14 protein-coding genes are annotated in these 15805 nt (G+C 71.7%); 10 read left to right on the forward strand and 4 right to left on the reverse strand.

What is annotated here, in order from left to right; genetic code table 11:
* The first annotated feature begins 534 nt into the window (after positions 1-534).
* From E0493_RS22155 to E0493_RS22190, 8 genes are read left to right on the forward strand one after another with little or no spacing between them, the layout of a single operon-like run.
* Complete coding sequence (locus E0493_RS22155; RefSeq protein WP_160939446.1) at positions 535-1662, forward strand: YncE family protein; 1128 nt, start codon at positions 535-537, stop codon at positions 1660-1662.
* Between the two features lie 29 nt (positions 1663-1691).
* Positions 1692-2843, forward strand: a complete 1152-nt coding sequence (locus E0493_RS22160) for an isochorismate synthase (RefSeq protein WP_202397281.1) — start codon at positions 1692-1694, stop codon at positions 2841-2843.
* Positions 2840-4462 carry a (2,3-dihydroxybenzoyl)adenylate synthase gene (locus E0493_RS22165; RefSeq protein ID WP_160939448.1) on the forward strand — a complete coding sequence of 541 codons (1623 nt, stop codon included), beginning with the start codon at positions 2840-2842 and terminating at the stop codon, positions 4460-4462. Before E0493_RS22160 ends, E0493_RS22165 begins: the two co-directional genes overlap by 4 nt.
* 43 nt (positions 4463-4505) lie before the next feature.
* Positions 4506-5150, forward strand: coding sequence for an isochorismatase family protein (locus tag E0493_RS22170; RefSeq protein WP_367614573.1), 645 nt, complete (start codon positions 4506-4508; stop codon positions 5148-5150).
* Complete coding sequence (locus E0493_RS22175) at positions 5150-5389, forward strand: phosphopantetheine-binding protein (protein ID WP_160939449.1); 240 nt, start codon at positions 5150-5152, stop codon at positions 5387-5389. Before E0493_RS22170 ends, E0493_RS22175 begins: the two co-directional genes overlap by 1 nt.
* A 5-nt stretch (positions 5390-5394) precedes the next feature.
* On the forward strand, positions 5395-9327 hold the full coding sequence (locus E0493_RS22180) for a non-ribosomal peptide synthetase (RefSeq protein ID WP_160939450.1): 3933 nt from the start codon (positions 5395-5397) through the stop codon (positions 9325-9327).
* Entirely contained in the window at positions 9327-10088 is a 762-nt protein-coding gene (locus E0493_RS22185; RefSeq protein WP_160939457.1) for a 2,3-dihydro-2,3-dihydroxybenzoate dehydrogenase, read from the forward strand. The genes E0493_RS22180 and E0493_RS22185 overlap by 1 nt, the downstream gene beginning before the upstream one ends.
* The gene (locus E0493_RS22190) at positions 10081-10890 is read left to right on the forward strand and encodes an alpha/beta hydrolase (protein ID WP_367614574.1); all 810 of its coding nucleotides are present in this window, start codon (positions 10081-10083) and stop codon (positions 10888-10890) included. Before E0493_RS22185 ends, E0493_RS22190 begins: the two co-directional genes overlap by 8 nt.
* Before the next feature lie 119 nt (positions 10891-11009).
* Here E0493_RS22190 and E0493_RS22195 read toward each other — a convergent pair whose 3' ends face one another.
* Positions 11010-12128 carry an ABC transporter substrate-binding protein gene (locus E0493_RS22195; RefSeq protein WP_160939451.1) on the reverse strand — a complete coding sequence of 373 codons (1119 nt, stop codon included), beginning with the start codon at positions 12126-12128 and terminating at the stop codon, positions 11010-11012.
* A 257-nt stretch (positions 12129-12385) separates the two neighbouring features.
* On the opposite strand from E0493_RS22195, the gene E0493_RS22200 reads away from it, so the two are divergent.
* On the forward strand, positions 12386-12748 hold the full coding sequence (locus tag E0493_RS22200) for a transposase (RefSeq protein WP_160939452.1): 363 nt from the start codon (positions 12386-12388) through the stop codon (positions 12746-12748).
* A gap of 360 nt (positions 12749-13108) precedes the next feature.
* On the opposite strand, the gene E0493_RS22205 is transcribed toward E0493_RS22200, so the two are convergent.
* Both E0493_RS22205 and E0493_RS22210 read right to left on the reverse strand, forming a co-directional pair.
* Complete coding sequence (locus E0493_RS22205; RefSeq protein ID WP_160939453.1) at positions 13109-13717, reverse strand: hypothetical protein; 609 nt, start codon at positions 13715-13717, stop codon at positions 13109-13111.
* Between the two features lie 226 nt (positions 13718-13943).
* Entirely contained in the window at positions 13944-14495 is a 552-nt protein-coding gene (locus E0493_RS22210) for a fasciclin domain-containing protein (RefSeq protein ID WP_160939454.1), read from the reverse strand.
* 487 nt (positions 14496-14982) lie between these two features.
* Here E0493_RS22210 and E0493_RS22215 point away from each other — a divergent pair, with 487 nt between their 5' ends.
* Complete coding sequence (locus E0493_RS22215) at positions 14983-15336, forward strand: RT0821/Lpp0805 family surface protein (RefSeq protein WP_160939455.1); 354 nt, start codon at positions 14983-14985, stop codon at positions 15334-15336.
* Positions 15337-15421: 85 nt separating this feature from the next.
* On the opposite strand, the gene E0493_RS22220 is transcribed toward E0493_RS22215, so the two are convergent.
* On the reverse strand, positions 15422-15778 hold the full coding sequence (locus E0493_RS22220; protein WP_160939459.1) for an AI-2E family transporter: 357 nt from the start codon (positions 15776-15778) through the stop codon (positions 15422-15424).
* Positions 15779-15805: the final 27 nt, after the last annotated feature.

Raw genomic sequence — 15805 nt, forward strand, 5'->3', positions numbered from 1 at the left:
CCGGTTCCAGGTTCTGTTAGACGCTCTTAATCAGCCTCGCGGCACGCCACTGCCCCGTTTTTCTGGAACGGAATGGAAACACGCGCCCGTGAGGATTATCCCCAGTTTCCGGGGATAGGGCTGTGGATAGGCACGTGGAAGATGCCTCCAGGGCATTGAAGTCACGCGTCTCTCTGCGCCTTGCCGGGGCGGCGCCGCCATGCCTCGCGGCTTTCCCGCGCGGCGCGGCTCCGCGGCTGGATTGACAAGCCCGGATGCCGCGACCAGTCTTTTTGCGAGCGATTTGCATTCGCATAAGATTCGGCCATGATCCCTCGTCCTGTCTCGCCCCCGCCCCCGCCCCTGCCCTCGCCCCCGCATCCGCTTCGGCCCGCGGAGCGGGGCGGCATCGCATCGTTCCGCCCGGCGCCCGGAAGGGAGTCGCAGGGCTGCGCCTCCCCGCCGCCGCAGCGGCCGGTCCTGCGCCCTCGCGAGCCTCAGTGCCCTTGCGCGCCCGCCCCATCCCTTCTTCTCCGATCCAGCGAGGAGTTCCCCATGCAAGCTTTCCCGGCCGATCCCAAGGGTCCGCATGCCGGCCGCGGCCTGTCGCGCCGACGGGCCCTAAGCCTTTTCGCCGCCGTGCTGGCGGCGGGGCGAGGCGCCGGCCTCGCCACCGGAACGGCCCACGCGGCAACGCCTGCGCCCGGCGCCGCGCCCGCCGTGCTGCGCACCGGCAAGGTCCACCCTGGCCTCTACGAGGTGGTGGTGAGCCGCACCACCGGCCTGGTGCATGTCGCGGCGACCGGCCCGCGCGGCGGCAAGGCGGCGCGCATTCTCGGCCTCGATCCCCGGAGCCTGGAGGTACGCAGCCAGGTCGAGCTGGGCGAGGACCCGGCCTTCGGCCTGGGGCTGAACGACCGCACGGGCATGCTCTACACCACCAACACGCGCTCGGGCAGCGTCTCCGCCATCGACCTGAAGGCGGGCAAGGTGGTGGCCAGGATGGCCGCCGGCGAGGGCGGGCACCCCCGCCAGGTGCTGGTGGACGAGGCCGCCAACCGCATCTACGTCAGCAACTTCGGCGGGCGCGGCAAGCCCAGCGCCATCTGGGTCATCGACGGGGCGCGGAACGTCCTGGCGGCCACCATCTCGGACGGCCTCGCCGAGGCGGGCATCACCGGCCTCGCGCTGGACAGGGCCGGCAACCGACTCTTCGCGACTTCCCTCACGGCGAACGAGATCTTCGAGATCGGGCTGGCGGAGAACAGGATGCTGCGCCGCTTCGCCTGCGGCGGCGAGGGCCCGATCAACGCTGCCTACGACGCGGCGGGCCAGCGGATCTTCGTCGCCAACCAGAAGAGCAACACGGTCGCGGTGCTGGACGCCGGAAGCGGCGCGCTGGTGAAGACCATGGCCACGGGCGAAGGGCCGCTGGGGCTTGCAGTCAACCCGGCCAACGGGCTGCTCTACGTCGCCTGCCGCCGCTCCGGCACCGTCAACCTGTTCAACAGCCGCGAGCTGGCGCTGGTGGCCACGCTGGAGACGGGCACGCATCCCAACACCATCGCCTTCGATTCCCGCACCGGCCTGGCCTACGTGACCAACAAGGCGCGGAGCGGGGGCCGCGATGCGCCGCCGGTGGACGATCCGGACGGCGACACCGTCAGCATCATTCGCGCCTGATGCGGCGGCGCGCGATGCACGGATGCTCCATGCCCATGGCGGAAATGATGCGGGCGGGCGGCGCGGGCGAGCCAGGGGAGCCGCTGCTCTTCGCCTTCCTGTCCGGCGGGCGGAAGCTGGTCGGCCGCGGCATGGCGCGCGCCCTGGCCTCCGGAACGGCGGCGACGCTGGCCGCGCGCGTCGCCGCATTCTTCCGGAATGCTCCGGCGGACGCGGTGCTGGCCGGCGCCCTGCCCTTCGACCGCTCGGCAGGGGATAACCTGGTCGAGGCGCGGCAGGTCTCGGCCGACGCGCCGGAGGCCGTGCCGTTCCTGGCGCCGCCGCGCTGGGGCTTGCGCCCCGATCCGTCGCCGGGCGCCTTCGCCCGGGCCGTGGCCGCCGCGCTCGGCGAAATGGAAGCCGGCGGCCTCCGGAAGGTGGTGCTGTCGCGCAGCCTGCTGGCCGAGACGGACCGCGCCATCGACCTGACGGCCCTCCTGCAGCGGCTTGCGGACGACCCGGCGGTGACGGCCTTCCTGGTGCCGCTTCCCGGCACGGACCCGGCGCCGCGCTTCCTGGCCGGTGCGACGCCGGAACTGCTGGTCGGCAAGGCCGGCCGGGCCGTCCGGTCCCATCCGCTGGCCGGCTCCGCCCGCCGCAGGGCGGATCCGGCGGAGGACCGCGCCGCCGGCGCCGCGCTGGAGCGGTCGGAAAAGGACCGGCGCGAGCACGCGCTGGTTTCCGAGTTCGTGCTCGACACCCTGGCGCCCTATTGCCGCAGCCTTTCCGCCCCGGAGGGCCCGCGGCTCACCACCACCGCGACCATGTGGCACCTCGGCACGCGCATCGCCGGTGAGCTGAAGGAGCCGGAGGTCTCCTCCGCGGCGCTGGCGGCGGCGCTGCACCCGACCCCCGCCGTCTGCGGCGTTCCGCGCGAGGCCTCGGCCCGGCTGATCCGGCGCCTGGAGCCCTATGACCGCGGCTTCTACGCCGGCGCCGTGGGCTGGTGCGACGCGCGCGGCGACGGCGAGTGGCACGTCGCCATCCGCTGCGCCGAGATCCGCGGCGGGCAGGCGCGCCTTTATGCGGGGGCTGGCATCGTGCCAGGCAGCGACCCGGCGGCGGAGACGGCGGAGACCGCGGCCAAGTTCGGCGCCTTCCTGCGCGCACTGGGCATCGAGACCGAGGAGCGGGGCGCGTGATCCCGCCGCAGCAGAGCTGGCCGGAGGCGTTCGCCCGGCGCTATCGCGAGAAGGGATACTGGCGCGGCGAAACCTTCGCCGGCTTCCTGCGCCAGCGGGCGGAACAGCGGCCGGACGCCGTGGCCATCGTGGATGGCGAGCGCCGCTGGAGCTACGCCGCGCTCTGGGCGCGCGCGGAGGCGGCGGCCGCCGGCTATCTGCGCGCCGGGCTGCGCCCGGGCGACCGCGTGGTGGTGCAGCTCGGCAACGTCGCGGAGTTCTTCTCCGGCGTCTTCGGCCTGTTCCGCGCCGGGATGATCCCGGTCTATGCCCTGCCGGCGCACCGCATCACCGAGATCGCGCATTTCGCGCGGCGCGCCGAGGCGGCGGGCTACGTCATCGCCGAACGTGGTGACGGCTTCGATTACCGCGCGCTGGCGCGCGCCTTGCAGGCCGAGGTGCCGGCGGTGCGGCACGTCTTCGTCGCGGCCGGCGATGCCGGCGAGTTCCATGCGCTTCCGGTGGAGCGGGACGAGGCGATCGCCCTGCCTGCCGAGGTTTCATCCTCCGACGTCGCCTTCCTGCAGATCTCAGGCGGCAGCACGGGACTTTCCAAGCTGATCCCGCGCACGCATGACGACTATCTCTACAGTTGCTGGGCCAGCAACGCGATCTGCAACGTCACCGAGCGCAGCGTCTTCCTTGTGGCGCTGCCGGCGGCGCACAACTTCCCGATGTCCTCGCCCGGGCATATCGGCGCGCTCCATGCGGGTGCGACGGTGGTGCTCAGCCCCTCACCGAGCCCCGACGCCGCCTTCCCGCTGATCGAGCGCGAGCGCGTGACCATCACCGGCCTGGTGCCACCGCTGGCGCTGCTCTGGCTGCAGGCGGCGCCGGGGACGCGGCACGACCTCTCCAGCCTGGAGGTGCTGCTGGTGGGCGGCGCGAAGTTCACGCCGGAAGCCGCGCGGCGCGTGCGGCCGGTGCTGGGCTGCACGCTGCAGCAGGTCTTCGGCATGGCCGAGGGGCTGGTGAACTACACCCGCCTGGACGACCCGGAGGAGACCATCACCCACACCCAGGGCCGCCCGATCAGCCCGGACGACGAGGTGCTGGTGGTGGACGACCTCGGCAACCCGGTGCCGGAGGGCCAGCCGGGCCACCTGCTGGCGCGAGGCCCCTATACCATCCGCCGCTACCACAACGACGATGCCGCCAACGCGCGCGCCTTCACCGCGGACGGCTTCTACCGCACCGGCGACATCGTGCGGCACCTGCCCGGCGGCTATCTGGAGGTGCAGGGCCGCGCGGGCGACCACATCAACCGCGCCGGCGAGAAGATCTCCGCCGAGGAGATCGAGGACCACCTGCTGGCGCACCCGCGGGTGTTCGACGCCGCCATCGTCTCCATTCCCGATGATTACCTGGGCGAACGGAGCTGCGCCTTCATCATCCCGGATGGCGAGAAGCCCGGGGCGGCGGCGCTGAAGGCCTGGATGCGGCAGCGCGGCATCGCCGAGTTCAAGGTACCGGACCAGATCGTCTTCACCGAGGCCTTCGCCACCACCGCGGCGGGCAAGGTCAGCCGCAAGGAGTTGCGGGCGCGGCTGCGCGCGGCCTTTCTCGAACAGCAGGGTTGAGCCAGCGCGACCCTGCGCCTGCGTTATCTCAAGGACAGATTGCGTGACCGCCACCAAGGGCCTCCCGACCATCTCCCCGTATTCCCTGCCGCGCGCCGAGGACCTGCCGGTGCCTCGCGCGCCCTGGCGGCCGCAGCGCGACCGCATGGCACTGCTGGTGCATGACATGCAGCGGTATTTCTGCCGCCCCTTCGACCGCGAGGCCTCGCCGCTCGCGCCGGTGGTGGCGAACATCGGGCGGCTGGTCGCCCATGCGCGGGCGAACGGCATTCCCGTCTTCTACACCGCGCAGGAGGGCGACCAGGACTGGCGCGACCGCGGCTTGCAGGCTGATCTCTGGGGACCCGGCATGACGGGCGCGCCGGAGCACCAGCCCATCCTGCCGGAACTGCGGCCGGCACTGGGCGACTTCGTGCTGACCAAGCACCGCTACAGCGCCTTCCAGCGCAGCAACCTGGAAACGCTGATGCGCGCGGGCGGCCGCGACCAGCTCGCCGTCACCGGCATCTACGCGCATATCGGCTGCACGCTGACGGCGGCCGACGCCTTCATGCGCGACATCGAGCCCTTCTTCGCCGCCGACGCCACCGCCGACTTCTGCGCGGAGAAGCACCGCATGGCTCTCAGCTATGTCGCCGGAACCTGCGCCGTGCCGATGACCACCGACCAGTTGCTGGCCGCGCTGTGATGCTGACCCGCGAAAGCCTGCGCGCCGACATCGCCGCCATCATCCATGCCGACCCCGGGGAGATCGGCGGCGAGGACGACCTGATCGACCTCGGGCTCGACTCGCTGCGCGCCATGAACCTGCTGGTGCGCTGGAGCGGGAGCGGCCTGCGGCTCGACTTCGGGGAGTTCGCCGAGAGGCTGACGCTGGACGCCTGGTGGGCCATCGTGGACCGCCAGCAGCAGCAGCAGGCCGGCTGAGCCCGATGTCCGGCCAGCTCGCCATGCCGCCCCTGCACGCGCCGCAGCCGCTGACCGAGGCGCAATCCGGCCTGTGGTACGCACAGGCGCTGGACCCGGCGAACCCGATCTTCAACACCGGCCATTATCTCGACCTGCGCGGCCCGCTGGATGCCGGCGCCTTCCGGGCGGCGGTGAATGGCATGGTGGCGGAAGCCGATGCGCTGGCGCTGCGCATCGAGGCTGGGCGCCATGGCCCGTTGCAGTCGGTCGAGGAAGCGCGGCGGCCCTGGCTGGAGGTGGTGGACCTCGCCGGCGAGGCCGATCCGGAGGCCGCAGCCCTGGTGGCCATGACGCGGGACATGGAGACGCCCGTCGATCCGGCGCGGCAGCGGCTGGCGCGCGAGGTGCTGTTCCGGCTCGGGCCGCGACGCCACATCTGGTACCAGCGGGCGCACCACCTGGCGCTCGACGCCTTTGCCACGGACCTGACGCTGCGGCGCGTCGCGGAGCTTTACGCGGCACGGTGCGGCCAGGGCCAGCCGGGGCGGACGCTACCCTCCTTCAGCCTGGCGCTGGCCGAGGACGCCGCCTATCGCGGCGGCACCCGGCGCGCGGCGGATGCCGCCTTCTGGCGGGACGCCTTCGCCGATGGCCCGGAATCGGTCGGCATGGTGCCGGGCACGGCGGTTTCCGCCCGCCGCGCGCATCGCTGCGCGGTGGCGCTGCCGGAAAGCGTCGGCAAGGCGCTCGCCCGGCTTGGCCCGCCCTGGCCGGACGTGCTGGCGGCGCTGGCAGGCGCCTATGCACGGCGCCATACCGGCGGAGAGGAGGCGGTGGTCGGCGTGGCGTTGATGGGGCGGCTTGGCAGCCCGGCGGCGCGCGTGCCCTGCACGCTGATGAACGTGGTGCCGGTGCGGCTGCAACCGGATGAGCAGCTTCCGCTGGCCGAGATGCTGCGCGCGACCACGCAGCCGCTGGCGGAGGCGCGCCGCCACGGGCGTTATCGCGGCGAGCAGCTGCGGCGCGACCTCGGGCGCGTGGCGGCCGGGCGGCGGCTGTTCGGGCCGCTGGTGAACCTGCTGCCCTTCGGCGGCCTGCCCGCCTTTCGCGGCCTGGACGTGACGCAGCATGTGCTGGGCACCGGCCCGGTGGACGACATCACCTTCACCTTCCGCGCCACGCCCTCGGGCGCCGGGCTGCGGCTGGAGGTGGAGGCGAACCCGGATCTTTATTCCGGCGCCGCCGCACGCGCCCATGCGCTGCGGCTGGCGCAGTTCATCGCCGCCGCGCTGGAGGCGCCCTGCCTCGCCGCGGTGCCGACCGCCACGCCCGCGGAGGCGGACTGGCTGCTGCACGGGCTGAACGCCACCAGCCATCCGGTGCCCGACACCACGATCTGGGCGCTGATCGCCGCGCGCATGCGGGAGACGCCGCACGCCACCGCCCTGGCCTTCGGCGAGGCGGCGATGACCTATGCCGAGCTGGAGGCGCGCAGCGCCGCCCTGGCCGGGGTCCTGCGCGCGCAGGGGGCGGGGCCGGGGCGGATCGTCGCCGTCGCGCTGGAGCGGTCCTTCGCGCTGATGGTCGGGCTGGTCGCGGTGCTGCGGACAGGGGCGGCCTACCTGCCGCTGGACCCCGGCCATCCGCCGGAGCGCATCGCACGCATCCTCGCCGATGCCCGGCCGGTAGTGCTGCTGGCCAAGGCCGCCCTGGCCGGCGGGACGCCGGTGCTGCCGCCCGCCGGATGGCCCAGGCAGGGCGCGGCGCCGGCGGGCGGCCCAGCGGACGACCGAGCGGACGGCCCAGCGGACGGCCCGCCGGACGGCCCCTCACCCGACGACACGGCCTATGTGCTCTACACCTCCGGCTCCACGGGCGCGCCGAAGGGCGTGGTGGTCGCGCACCGCGCCATCCTCAACCGCCTGGAATGGATGCGGCGGCACTACGGCTTCACCCCCGCTGACCGCATCCTGCAGAAGACGCCGATCACCTTCGACGTCTCCGTATGGGAGCTGTTCCTGCCGCTGATCGCCGGCGCCACGCTGGTGCTGGCGCCGCCCGGAGCGCATCGCGACCCGGTGGCGCTGGCCGCCATCCTGCGCCGCCAGCGCATCACCACGGCGCATTTCGTGCCCTCGATGCTGGCGGCCTTCCTGGCCGAGCCGGCCACGCGGGGCCTCCGCCTCGCGCGTGTCTTCTGCAGTGGCGAGGCGCTGACGCCCGAGCTGCGCGACCGCTTCCACGCGACCTGCACCGCGGAACTGCACAACCTCTACGGCCCGACCGAGGCGGCGGTGGATGTCAGCTTCTGGCCCGCCGCGGCCGACGACGCCTCGCGCCCCGTGCCGATCGGCTTCCCCGTCTGGAACACGCAGCTCTACGTGCTGGACGAGGCCCTGCGGCCGGTGCCGCCGGGCGTGACCGGGCACCTGTTCATCGGCGGGGTGCAGCTGGCGCGGGAATACCTTGGCCGGCCGGATCTGACGGCACGCGCCTTCCTGCAAAGCCCCTTCCGGCCGGGCGAGCGCATCTATCGCACCGGCGACCACGCGCAGGTGCGGGAGGACGGCGCGATCCTTTTCCTGGGCCGCTCGGACCAGCAGGTGAAGATCCGCGGCCTGCGCATCGAGTTGGGCGAGATCGAGGCGGCGCTCGCCGGTTCGCGGATGGTCCGCCAGGCGCGCGTCATCGCGCGGGAGGATCGCGCGGGGGACAGGCGCCTGGTAGCCTATGTGGTGCCGGGCGACGGTTTCGACGCCACGGCGCTGCGCGCGCATGTCGCCGCCCGCGTGCCGGACTACATGGTGCCCGCCGCCTTCGTGGCGCTGGCGGCGCTGCCGGTGAACAGCAGCGGCAAGCTGGACCGCGCCGCCCTGCCCGCGCCCGGCCACGCCGCCAGCCACAGCCGCCCGGCCGAAACCGAGGCCGAGCGGCGCATGGCGAGCCTTTTCGCCGAGATGCTGGGGCTGGAGCGCGTCGGCGCGGAGGACGACTTCTTCGCCCTGGGCGGGCATTCGCTGCTGGCGGTGGAGCTGATGCTGCGGGTGCGCGAGGCCTGGGGCTGGGACCCCGGCCTCGGCGCGCTGTTCGAGCATCCGACGGCGGCGCGCCTTGCCGCGCTGATGGAGGACCGGGGCGAGGCCGACCACGGCCTGGGGCCGCTGGTGCGGCTTTGCCAGGGCGACGCCGCGCTGCCGCCGCTGTTCCTGGTGCATCCGGCCGGCGGCATCTCCTGGTGCTATGGCCGGCTGGCCCGCGCGCTCGCCCCGCGCCGCGCCGTCCATGGCCTGCAGGCGCCCGCCCTGCAGGAGGGCGCGACCTTGCCCGACAGCCTGGAGGCGCTGGCGGCCGACTATGTGGACCGCATCCTGGCCGTCGCGCCGCATGACACGGTGCATCTCGGCGGCTGGTCGGTCGGCGGCATCATCGCGCAGGCCATGGCGGTGCGGCTGCGCGCGCTCGGCCGGCGGGTCGGGGTGGTGGCCATGCTCGATTCCTATCCCACCGATGTCTGGCGCGCCGAAGCAGAGCCGGATGCGCATGCGCCGCTGCGTGCCCTGCTCGCCATCGGCGGCTTCGATCCCGACCGCCTGCCCGAGCCGGTGCCGCTGGAGCCCCAGGCGGTCGCCGACTTCCTGCGCCGGAGCGACAGCCCGCTCGGGCGCCTGCCGCCACAGGTGCTAAGCGGCGTGGCGCGGGTGGTGCGCGGCAACAACCGGCTGGTGCGGGCGCACCGGCATGCGCGTTATGGCGGCGAGATCCTGCATTTCCGCGCGGCGCTCGACCATGCCGGGAGGGGCCTGCATCCGGATCTCTGGAAGCCCTATGCGGCGGCGGTGAAGGTGGCCGACATTCCCGCGCTGCACGCCGCGATGACCGGGGCGGCGGCGGTCGCGCGGATCGCGCCGGTGCTCTCCGCCCATCTCCTCGCCCGCGACACGGAAGGCCAAGAGTGATGCGCCCAACAGGATTGAACGGCAAACTGGCGCTGGTGACGGGCGCGGCGGGCGGCATCGGCCAGGCCATGCTGCACGCCCTGCACGAGGAAGGGGCGCGCATCGTCGCGACCGACCTCCACGTGGCCGGCATTCCCGCCCTGCCCGGCCTGCGCGCCGAGCGGCTCGACGTGTCCGACAGCGCGGCCGTGGACGCGCTGGTGGCGCGGATCGAGGCGGAGGAAGGGCCGATCGCGTTCGGCGTCTCCCTGGCCGGCATCCTCGCCACCGGGCTGGTGACGGAGACCAGCGACGCGGCCTGGCGCCGCGTCTTCGCGGTGAACGCGGATGGCGTGTTCCATCTCGGCCGGGCGCTGGCGCGGGTCATGCAGCCGCGCCGGCGGGGCGCCATCGTGGTGGTCGGTTCCAACGCCGCGGGCGTGCCGCGCCATGCCATGGCGGCCTATGCGGCCTCCAAGGCGGCGGCCACCATGTTCACCCGCTGCCTCGGCCTGGAACTGGCGCCGCACGGCGTCCGCTGCAACATCGTCGCCCCCGGCTCCACCCTGACGTCGATGCAGACCGGCATGTGGGCCGACGAGCACGGCGCGGCGCGGGTGATCGAGGGTTCGCCCGCCACCTACAAGGCCGGCATCCCGCTGCGGAAGCTCGCGACGCCGGAGGACGTCGCGGAGGCCGTGCTGTTCCTGCTGTCCGACCGCGCCGGCCACATCACCATGGCCGACCTCTACGTGGACGGCGGCGCGACGCTCCGTGGCTGAGATCCCGCCCCCTGTTGTCCTGCCGGGCACCGAATGCCATGCGCTGCGCACGCCCGGCGGCGACTACCGCATCTTCCTCGCCATCCCGCCCGGCGAGCCGCCGCCCGGCGGCTTCCCGGTGCTCACGGTGCTGGAGGGCAACGCCTATTTCGCCACGGTGCTGGACATCCTGCGCAACGGCGCGCAGCGGCGCGCGGCGGCCGGCATGGCCCAGGGCGTGGTGGCGGGCATCGCCTATCCCGGCGCGGCGCGGCATGACCAGCGGCGCCGCACCCTCGATTTCACTGCCGGCCCCTCGGTGGAGGGCGGCAGCCTGCCGAGCGGCGGGCGCGACGCCTTCCTGGATGTTCTGCTGCGCCAGGTGCGGCCGCTTGTCGCCAGCCGCTGTGCCGTGGACCCGGCGCGGCAGGTGCTGATCGGGCATTCCCTGGCGGGCCTCTTCACGCTCGACGTGCTGGCCCATGACGGTGCGGCCTTCAGCGACTACATCGCCGTCAGCCCCTCCATCTGGTGGGACGAGAAGCGGCTGCGCGCCGGCGGGCCGGTCGGCGGGAAGCGGGTCGCGGTGAGCGTCGGCGAATGGGAGCAGGCGCTCGCGCCGCATGAGCGCGGCGCTCCGCAAGCCCCGGCCACGGCGGAGCGGCGCGCGCGCCGGGCGATGGTGGATCGGGCGCAGGAGATGGCGGCGCATTTCGGCGCGGCCGGCGCCGCGAGCCGCTTCTGGTGCTTTCCGGAGGAGAACCACGCCTCGGTGGTGCCGCTCGGCATCAGCCGCGGCCTTCGCTTCGTGCTGGGCGGGTAGCGGACGGAAGCGCCGTCACGGCGATTTCCGCTCGCCCCGGCTCGCATTGAATGCCCCAACGACCTGTTTCGATGAGGATCTTCACCCAGTCAGGTGATGTCACCTGCTCGGGATCTGCTCTAAAGCGCGCCCGCGGGCAGGTCGGTCCAGTGGGCGCCCTGCATCGGGATCGCCAGAAACCGCGCGTTGAGGGCGGCCATGGTGGCGGCGGGGTCGAGGTCGCCGCACCGCGCGGGATGCAGCCAGCGGGCCAGGGCCTCCAGCATCACCACATGGGCCGGCGTGTCGTTGAAGCCGTGCCAGATGGCATGGGCACGGCCCTGCCGCACTGCCGGCAGCACGTCCAGCCGCTCGCGATGGATCACCGCGGCCAGCTCGCGCGCCGCCGCCTCCGGAGCCACGCCAGGGCCGAGCGGAATGCCGCCCCGCCCGCCATAGGGGCCGCCGGTCGCCACATAGACCTGGGGGTCGCGGTCGATCACGTATTCCAGGGAAACGTTGCCGACCGGCCCCGGCAGCAGGTCGGCGCCGATGTTGTGGCCGCCGGCGAAGCTGACCATCGAATCGAAGGCGCCCTTGCCGGGGGAGGAGCAGCAGGATGTGCCCCCGGCATGCGCGTGGATGAAGACCGCCGGCCGCGCCTGCGCCGGCCCTTCCAGCCGGGCGGCGATGCCCTGGAGGCGTTCCGTGTAGAAGGCCTCGAAGGCGGCGGCGCGCTCCGGCCGGCCGAGCACCTGGCCAAGCAGGTGCATGCTGGGCCGCGTGGTCGCCATCGGGTCGCTGAAGAAGTCGATCACCGCGGAAGGAATGCCGAAGGCGGCCAGCCGGTCCGGCATGGTCTCGCCCAGCGCGCGCAGCGTGCCCAGGCTGAACACCACCAGCTCCGGCCGGGCGGCGACGATGGCCTCCAGCGACAGGCCCTCGCCCTGGCCGCGCGCGATGACCGGAACGGCATCGGCCTGCGGGAAGCGGGCCCGCACGCTGGCGTAGTCGGGTGGGTTCATGCGCCGGAGGTCGTCCCCCCAGCCCACCACGAGGGAGACCGGATCGGGGTGCAGCAGGGCCATGGCGAGCACGTGGCGGGCCTGGGTCAGAACGATCCGCCGGGGCGGGCGGGGCAGTTGCACGCCGCGGCCCAGGATGTCTCTGATCTGCGGCGACGCCTCCGCTCCGGCGCCCTTTCCCCGGCCGGGCAGCGCGGCGAGCGGCAGGGCGCTGAGCAGGGCGCGCCGCCTCATGCCCCGCTCCCCATGAGGGTAGCAGCAACCCCGCGAAGGCGCCGCGGGAGAACAGCCGGCAAGCGGAGCGCGGCTGAAGCCCGGGCCGGGCGGCACGGGAGCGGCAAGCGGATCATGCGGGGGCCTCGGCGGAGCAACTGCGCCGCAATCCTGCCATGAATGCGAATGATACGCAATATCGTACTCGCCGCGAGCGCCTTGCCGGGACGCCCGAGGCAGCCCCAGGTGCCACGGCAGCGCCACCCCTGGCGGCGCCGATGCGGCGTGACCCGCCCCCATCGACTGGTCCGGGGCGGGTCCGCTCCTCCCGCTCGGTGGGAGCCTTTCTCGGGCTGACGCCGAGGCGCGATCAGTTCGGTGATACGGAGCGCGTCGGCGCCATCAGCAAGGCGGGCGGCCCTGCCGCCAGGGTGGCGTTGTTGGAGGCGGCGCATGTGCTGCCGACGCGCGTCGCCCGCTGGTCGGCGCCGAAGGCCTGGGGCGTGCGTTTGGCACAACGTCGTGGCGCCAAGCGCGCCAAAGTGGCGCTGGCCCGCAAGCTGGCGGGCATCTTGCACCGGATGTGGGGCAGCGGGAGCGACTTCCGCTCCGGCACCCCGGCTGCGGCCATGGAGGGCTGACCCACCCAGCAACGCAGCGCATCGGAACGCAGGGTTCATCCGCCCGCGGGCAACGGTAAAGCAGGCCGCTGGACGCCTGGTTGCATCTCTCGGGGTGACGCCGCTTCCGAGAGCGGCCCTTCCCTCGTATCAAACCGCCTCCTGTGGCTGCCACCGCGCAGACCGCGAACAGAAGCGAAGTCCGCGGCTCGGACGGCATCTGCGTTGACCAACCGCCGCCCACTGACAGAAGGTGTCCACTTGGTCCGCACCGCCGGCAACAGCCTTCAGCAGAAATGGAAGGGGAATACCGCCTGCGGTTGGACCATGACAGCCGGCATGGCTCTTCGCGGGCGGCGTTCTCTGCCGGACCGAAGGCGCTTACCGCGACATTGGCTCCACGGCGACCGCGACGGACTCGGTATAGACGAGATCCACACGGTCCCCGGGCTTCAGTGTGGCGAGGAAGCGTTGCGCCTCGGGATCGCGGACTGCTACGGTTCGTGCGGCATCGCCGGCTCCGGTGAAGGTGACCAAGTGATTGGCGTAGTCCACCGCCTCGATGGTCACAGTTGCCTGGATCTGGCTCCCGACAGTGCCGGTTGGCCGCGAGCCCTCGGGAGCGTGCCGCGCGATGCCGCTGCGCTCGGTTATGGTCGCTCCACCGCCCTCACCTGGCTTGGCCAGACTGGCCGCGAGCGCCTCGGTGTATCGCACCACCACTCGATCGCCCGACTTGATCCGGTCGAGATTCTCGACGGCCGGGCCGGCCTCCACTGCAAACAATCGGCCTCCAGCACCGCGCAGTGAAATCTCGCGCTTCTGCCGATCAATGGCTTCGACGGTCGCGGCGACCTCGGTCGTATAGGCAACCGTTGTGCCGGGCTGCTGCCCTTTCTGACTTGCCTGCGCGAAGGCCGCCGGCGGTGCGCCCGGGGTCGAAAGAAGCGCGCAACCGGCAGCAAGGATCAGATAACGTCCTGTCCTCATCATGCTCCATCCTCCCTCATTGTCTGTTGTGCAGGCTGATGCCTGGAATGCCGTTTCAGCGCCCCGGCGCCGCCGCCAGAAGCAGTGGGGATTGGAGCAGGTGTGCCGCATCAGACAGGGCTAGAAGCTGTCGATTCCATCCGCCCTGTGCGGCACAACCTGCCCGCTTCCCTGCGGCTCCCGTGCCCGGCAAGCCGGCGCAGCAGCCGATGCCGTTGAAACGCGGTCAGATCAGAAGCACGCCGTCCAGCGCGTGGCAGTAGCCGTTGCTGCCACGGATGTTGGTGTAGGTGATCGGATAGCCGCCGAGCCGGGGCAGGCCGGCACCCATTTCCAGCGTCAGGGTATAGCCCGCCCTCGTCTTCACCTTCTGACTTTGTCCTGTCATTCCCTGCTGGCCCTCGAACATGCTGATCAAGCCGGTGTAGTCTGTGATGTGATTCAATACGATCTGTCGCGCATACTCCTTGTCGCGGCGGAAGCGCTCGACGACAAGCGCCGGCACCCGCTCGATGGCTCCGTCCACCGGAATGAAGAAACCGAAGTCGCCCTGAGCACTGAACTCGCTTGCCAGGTTGTGGTTCTTCAAGATCTCGGCGAACATTGAGACCGCACGTGCCGAGTTGATGAGGTCATAAGCGGTGCGGGACTGCGCCACCGCGGGCACAGCGCGGAGCGACAGAGCCGTCGGTGCGAGCGCTGCGCCGATGGCAGCCACACCCAGCGGCCGACGGCCGATGACATTCAGCGCCATCCCGTTCGAATGTTGCTTCAACATCCTGCTTCCTTTCCTTGGTCCGATAGTGCTCTCGGTTTACGGCTTGGAATCACCGCATGAATTCCTGCGCACTCCAGAAGTATCGTGCCGAAGAACAGCGTGCAGTTCGATGCGCGCTATCGCCTTGCGGCAGGGAAGAACACCTTCCTGGCTGCCCGGACCGGCGAGCCATTTACCTCTCGGCCGCTCTTGCAAGCCAAGGCGCAAGGCCGCTTCCGCCAGTCTTGGCTTCCTGGCCGGAGTCCATCCATCACAGCCCTCCAGAAACTATATTAGGGCCCTCACGGTATTCATCGGACCGAAAACTCTATCGAAAACTTCGGATTCCTTGCGGATCCTTGCTGCGCCTGAAACGATCGCGGGAGGGAAGCCTTGAAGGATGGCGCAGGGCGCGTCCGCAACCTATCTGACGGTGAGGATGGCACCGTTCCGCAGGCGCTGTTCACCGTTGCGGGCGGACAAGAACTCCGTTCGGAGGAAGGCGAAGATGCCCATTATGCCGGCCCTGGTGCTTTCCGTCGTTGCTGCGGGCGGCTTCACTCACGCTCAGTGGCGGGCGCCCAGCCCGAGTTCTACACCGCTGACCCGCAGTGACCTGGACCAGCAGAGTGCCGCGGCCAGCAGACTGCTGCGGGCGACTCCGCCACCTCTGGGCCGAAATGAATCCTGGAAGAACCCGGCCACGGGTCGCAGTGGCAACATCACCCTTCTCGAGGCGTTCTCCGATCAGGGCAGGCCCTGCCGCAGGCTTCAGTTTGAAGTCAGCGCCCTGGGGGAGGCGAACCAGTACGTGCTCAAGCTCTGCCGGGTTGGAGACGGAAACTGGAAGATCGCGGAGTGACGGCCAGGCTAGCACCTATTGGCAGCGCTTCCGGCACTGCAAGCCGGCACCGCATGGCAGGCTCGCTCGGCTTGCCGGCGCCCCGCTAGGTCTCCTCGCCGGGCTTAGCTACCGCGTATTCACGCCCCCCGCGGCTCGCCGCGATGTCTCCGTCTTCCCGGTGCACGTCAACGGCACGCCATGCCCGAAGCAGGGTGAAGGCCACGGCCAGCAGTGCGGGCCCGATGAACAGCCCCAGGAAGCCGAAGGAGAGGAATCCGCCGAACACCCCGAGGATGACGAGGGTAAGTGGCATGGCGACCCCTCGCTTGATGAGCAGGGGGCGGATCAGGTTGTCGCTCGCAGAAACCAGCACCGCCCCCCAGACCAGTATGAATACTCCCCAGCCTGGCTGAGCCTGATGGAAGAGCCACCAAGCCCCGCCACCCCAGACCAGGACGATTAGAGCGGTTTCCGATCAGTCTGCATC

Source organism: Teichococcus coralli (assembly GCF_009829925.1).
Classification (GTDB): Bacteria; Pseudomonadota; Alphaproteobacteria; order Acetobacterales; family Acetobacteraceae; genus Pseudoroseomonas; species Pseudoroseomonas coralli.

What these genes read in the sequence shown, in the direction of transcription:
- E0493_RS22195 (WP_160939451.1), bottom strand. Translation starts at nt 12,128, where the DNA reads ATGAGGCGGCGCGCCCTGCTCAGCGCCCTGCCGCTCGCCGCGCTGCCC.
- E0493_RS22215 (WP_160939455.1), top strand. Translation starts at nt 14,983, where the DNA reads ATGCCCATTATGCCGGCCCTGGTGCTTTCCGTCGTTGCTGCGGGCGGC.
- E0493_RS22200 (WP_160939452.1), top strand. Translation starts at nt 12,386, where the DNA reads ATGCGGCGTGACCCGCCCCCATCGACTGGTCCGGGGCGGGTCCGCTCC.
- E0493_RS22175 (WP_160939449.1), top strand. Translation starts at nt 5,150, where the DNA reads ATGCTGACCCGCGAAAGCCTGCGCGCCGACATCGCCGCCATCATCCAT.
- E0493_RS22155 (WP_160939446.1), top strand. Translation starts at nt 535, where the DNA reads ATGCAAGCTTTCCCGGCCGATCCCAAGGGTCCGCATGCCGGCCGCGGC.
- E0493_RS22180 (WP_160939450.1), top strand. Translation starts at nt 5,395, where the DNA reads ATGTCCGGCCAGCTCGCCATGCCGCCCCTGCACGCGCCGCAGCCGCTG.
- E0493_RS22185 (WP_160939457.1), top strand. Translation starts at nt 9,327, where the DNA reads ATGCGCCCAACAGGATTGAACGGCAAACTGGCGCTGGTGACGGGCGCG.
- E0493_RS22205 (WP_160939453.1), bottom strand. Translation starts at nt 13,717, where the DNA reads ATGAGGACAGGACGTTATCTGATCCTTGCTGCCGGTTGCGCGCTTCTT.
- E0493_RS22160 (WP_202397281.1), top strand. Translation starts at nt 1,692, where the DNA reads ATGCCCATGGCGGAAATGATGCGGGCGGGCGGCGCGGGCGAGCCAGGG.
- E0493_RS22210 (WP_160939454.1), bottom strand. Translation starts at nt 14,495, where the DNA reads ATGTTGAAGCAACATTCGAACGGGATGGCGCTGAATGTCATCGGCCGT.